4 protein-coding genes and 1 pseudogene are annotated in these 3,989 nt (G+C 44.5%); 4 read left to right on the forward strand and 1 reads right to left on the reverse strand.

What is annotated here, in order from left to right; all coding sequences use genetic code 11:
• A partial coding sequence (locus tag K365_RS0125410; protein WP_024336846.1) for a tyrosine-type recombinase/integrase occupies nucleotides 1-546 on the forward strand: 546 nt, incomplete at its 5' end.
• 181 nt (nucleotides 547-727) lie between these two features.
• On the opposite strand, the pseudogene K365_RS27715 reads toward K365_RS0125410, so the two are convergent.
• Nucleotides 728-943, reverse strand: a pseudogene (locus tag K365_RS27715) (transposase domain-containing protein); the annotation flags it as partial.
• A 172-nt stretch (nucleotides 944-1,115) separates the two neighbouring features.
• On the opposite strand from K365_RS27715, the gene K365_RS0125420 reads away from it, so the two are divergent.
• The 3 genes from K365_RS0125420 to K365_RS0125435 all read left to right on the forward strand — a co-directional run.
• A complete protein-coding gene (locus tag K365_RS0125420) occupies nucleotides 1,116-2,366 on the forward strand; it encodes a site-specific integrase (RefSeq protein ID WP_024336848.1) in 1,251 nt (416 codons plus the stop codon).
• Entirely contained in the window at nucleotides 2,363-3,322 is a 960-nt protein-coding gene (locus K365_RS27720) for a tyrosine-type recombinase/integrase (RefSeq protein ID WP_084490124.1), read from the forward strand. Before K365_RS0125420 ends, K365_RS27720 begins: the two co-directional genes overlap by 4 nt.
• The coding region (locus K365_RS0125435; RefSeq protein ID WP_024336851.1) for a tyrosine-type recombinase/integrase at nucleotides 3,319-3,989 on the forward strand (671 nt) is incomplete at its 3' end. The genes K365_RS27720 and K365_RS0125435, both read left to right, overlap by 4 nt.

Here is a 3,989-nt window from a genome sequence, read left to right on the forward strand (position 1 = left end):
ACTGGCGCCAGAGTTCAGGAAATTGCGGACCTGAAAGTAATTGATATACGATTAAAAACACCTTCAACAATTCGGCTGACTGGCAAGGGGAAAAAAACCAGGATCATACCGCTGATGCCGCAAACAATGAACATCATAAAAAAATATATGGATGATTGCGGTTTGCTTGATGAAAAAAAAGAGGAGACCCCTTTGTTTTTCAACAAGAAGAGGGAGAAACTTACGAGAGCCGGACTGTCCTATATTCTGGATAAATATGCAAAAAAAGCTGCGACAGAAAGCAAAAACCCGGTCTTAAATAAAATGTCACCGCATGTCCTTCGTCACAGCAAGGCTATGCACCTGCTGCAAAGCGGAGTAAATTTGATTTATATACGGGATTTTTTGGGACATTCTTCAGTTACGACTACTGAAATATACGCAAAATCCAATTCTGAAATGAAAAGGAAAGCCATTGAAAATGCAAGTTCAAAAGTACTGCCAAAAGAAAATTTTTCGGCTGATGAAAAAGAAGATTTGTTTGAATGGCTTAAAACCGTGATATGAATTTTTTATGTAAAGCTGGACAACCTGAAAAGCTATTGTTTAAAGACATTTGGCATTCAACTTCACATAATATTTAACTTGTCATAAGACGAAATCGGTTACCTTCCGCTGGGCAGACAGGGATCAAACGTAAGCGGTCAATAAACCCCACCTTCTCACCGGGCCGGATTTCCGGTACTATTCATGGTGTTGGAACAGCGATTTGATCTTTGTCAATCTGTTGTGGGAGCAGCGCCTTAAAATCTTCATCGGACATGGCTTCTGGGAGATTCTCGAACAGGTGTTTCAGGTACCAGTAGGGTTCCAGTCCGTTGGCCTTGGCGGTTTCGATCAGGCTGTAAATGGCTGCGCTGGCCCGGGCACCCTCGGGCGTGCAGGAGAACAGCCAGTTCTTCCGGTTATGCTGAGCTCTGCATAACCGGAATTATGCATAGTTGTGGATTATGCTGAGTTCGTTACTATACACGAAAGCATACCTATAATTTGTTGAACATCAGAGGACTTTCCCTTTTTTTAAACTCCGCATAAAATTTGAGTACACCTTTTAATTTTTCAGAAGGAGAGTACTCATGTCAGAACATTATCCCCAAAATATTCAAAGTCGCCTTACCGGTGATAGGCCAAGCAACGACGTCATCATCAGTAATTTTTCTGATCATTTAAAAAAACGCGGGCATAGCGATGGAACGCGGTATGCGTATCAAGCTGCTTTAATGCACTTTATTTGTTGGCAAAACAAGAAATCACCGCAAGCCCAAACGATTGACAGAGTAAACGTTACCTTTTTTCTCCAGGAACATCTGCCTGTATGCCACTGTTCTCCACCCGCATTTAAACACTTAAAAACCGTTAGGGCAGCACTTAATCAATTATTATTGATGCAGGGACAAAAACGCCTGCAGGAGATCGACTTCAACTGCTCTTCTGCTATTGAGTGCAGGTTACGCCATTTTGATAATTTTTTGCGGGATGTATGCGGATTCGCCAAATCGACAAGGGTTTATCGACAACGTTTTGTTCGCACTTTCCTTTTGAAGTTGTTTGGGGCTGGCGTGATAGATTCAGCATATATAACCCCCGAATCTCTGATAAAGCACGTTGCCGAAGAAGCTATCAACCTGAAGTCATCAAGTGTTGGCGTACTGTTGAGCTCGTTACGCAGTTATTTACGTTTCCTCCAATTTGAGGGTGAGTCCAGTGTTTCCATGGCAGCTGCGGTACCAAGACCTCCCAACTGGCTACTGACCACACTGCCACCATGCCTGAGCACTACGGAGTTAGAGAGATTTTTGGACGCGTTTGACATTTCCACCTCAATCGGTAAGCGTGACTACGCAATGGCACATTGCCTGGTCGATTTAGGGCTGCGTTGTCATGAAGTCGCAGCCATGAAGCTTGATGATATTAACTGGTATACTGGATTTGTTGAGTTGCCTCATACTAAAAACCGCCGTAAGGCGCAAATACCTCTGCCAGAAATAACAGGCAATGCAATTGTAAATTATTTGCGGAATGCTCGACCGGCGACAACCAGTCGATCGTTGTTTGTTTTCCACAGAGCACCTATGGGCCGAGGGGTGGCAAAAACTACAGTACGTGGAGCTATTCGTCGAGCTTTTTCACGTGCTGATTTGCCTTGGACAGGGACGCATATCCTTCGCCATACGATGGCAACACGAATGCTACAGAATAACGTCAGTCTTAAACAAATTGCTGATGTCTTACGGCACCGAAGCATAGATACCACTCAAATCTATACTAAGATAAATTTACCAGAACTCAGACATGTGGCTATGCCGTGGCCGGGGAGGCGGTCATGAGCAAGTGGTCAAGCATGAAGAAGCGGGTCGAGTCATATTTGCATACTCGCCGCAGCGTCGGTTATAATTTGCATACCGAAGGGGCACAGCTGCAAAGGTTTGCCTGTTTTGCTGATAAACAGGATCATCAAGGGCATATCACAATTGACCTGGCAGTGGATTGGGCTAACAATACCCTGAAAAGTAATCAAATCGGTCGTGCACGTCGTTTTGAAGTTGTCCGGTCTCTTGCCAAATATTGTGTCACGTTTGAGCCCGAGACGGAAATCCCTCCACCTCATCTCCTCGGCCCTGCACATCGGCGACCTACTCCCTATATTTATACTGATCAGGAAATTACTTTGTTACTTGATATGGCAAATGGATTGCAGCCCCAAAAGGGATTACGCCCTGCAACGATGCATTGCCTACTTGGGCTATTGGCTTCAACTGGCTTACGCATCTCTGAGGCACTGCGACTGAACCGTAACGATGTTGACCTCCATCAAGGCGTATTGAAAATACGGGAGACCAAATTCCGCAAATCCAGATATGTGCCAGTGCATCAAATGGTTTGTGAAGCATTATCCAATTATGCTACTTTTCGAGATCAGCGATTGCCTGTTGTAGATAATCCCATTTTTTTTCTGCTTGATAATGGTAAACCATTCCAATATCGGCAGGTTCTGTACGCTTTTCATTGTATTCGGGCAAAGCTCGGCTGGGATACTTGCCTCAATGGTTTTCGTCCCAGACTTTATGATCTTCGACATACCTTTGTCTGCAAAAGGTTGCTTACCTGGTATAAAAAAAACGCCGATATTGATCATATGCTCCCACTGCTGTCCACTTATTTGGGCCATGCAAAGGTGAGTGATACCTATTGGTATCTTACCGGCATCCCCGAACTGATGGCAATCGCGGTAGAACGATTTGAACAACAGTCTCATCTCAATTCAATGCGAGGTGCATTATGAAAGGGGCTCTGATAACATCTGATCTGGCCCGCCTTCTCCAGGCGTTTTTTTGTCAGCGTTTGATTCAACAACGAAATGTTAGCCATCAGACTGTTTGTAGTTACCGGGATACGTTTCGTTTGTTTCTTCGCTTTGCCGAGCAGCAGCTTGGAAAATCTGCTGCAAAAATGGATTTAGTCGATATTAATGCTTCTTTGGTCCTCGCATTTCTTGATGACCTGGAATCGCAACGGCATAACTGCATCCGTAGCAGAAACGCTCGATTAGCAGCCATTCGCAGCTTTATGCATTATTCAGCTTTGCTGAAACCAGAAGCACTGGCTGTAATACAGCAAGTATTGGCTATCCCTCTGAAGCGTTTTGATCGCCCATTGGTCAAATATCTTACCCAAATGGAAATGCAGGCTATTCTGGAAGCCCCTGATCTCCTCTCCTGGAGTGGGCAACGCGATCAGGTACTACTGGCTACCCTTTATAACTCTGGCGGCCGTGTCTCTGAAATTATTGAGCTCCGACGTGCAAACTTCGACAAAAATAGCTGGCAGGCGGTTTGCCTGCATGGAAAAGGCAGAAAAAAGCGTGTAATTCCACTTTGGAAACGTACTACAAATTTACTTAAAACATGGAGTGCAAAAATTGGATTGGATCCTCAGCAACCAATCTTCCC

Origin of the sequence: Desulfotignum balticum DSM 7044 (assembly GCF_000421285.1) — a bacterium.
GTDB classification, from domain to species: Bacteria; Desulfobacterota; Desulfobacteria; order Desulfobacterales; family Desulfobacteraceae; genus Desulfotignum; species Desulfotignum balticum.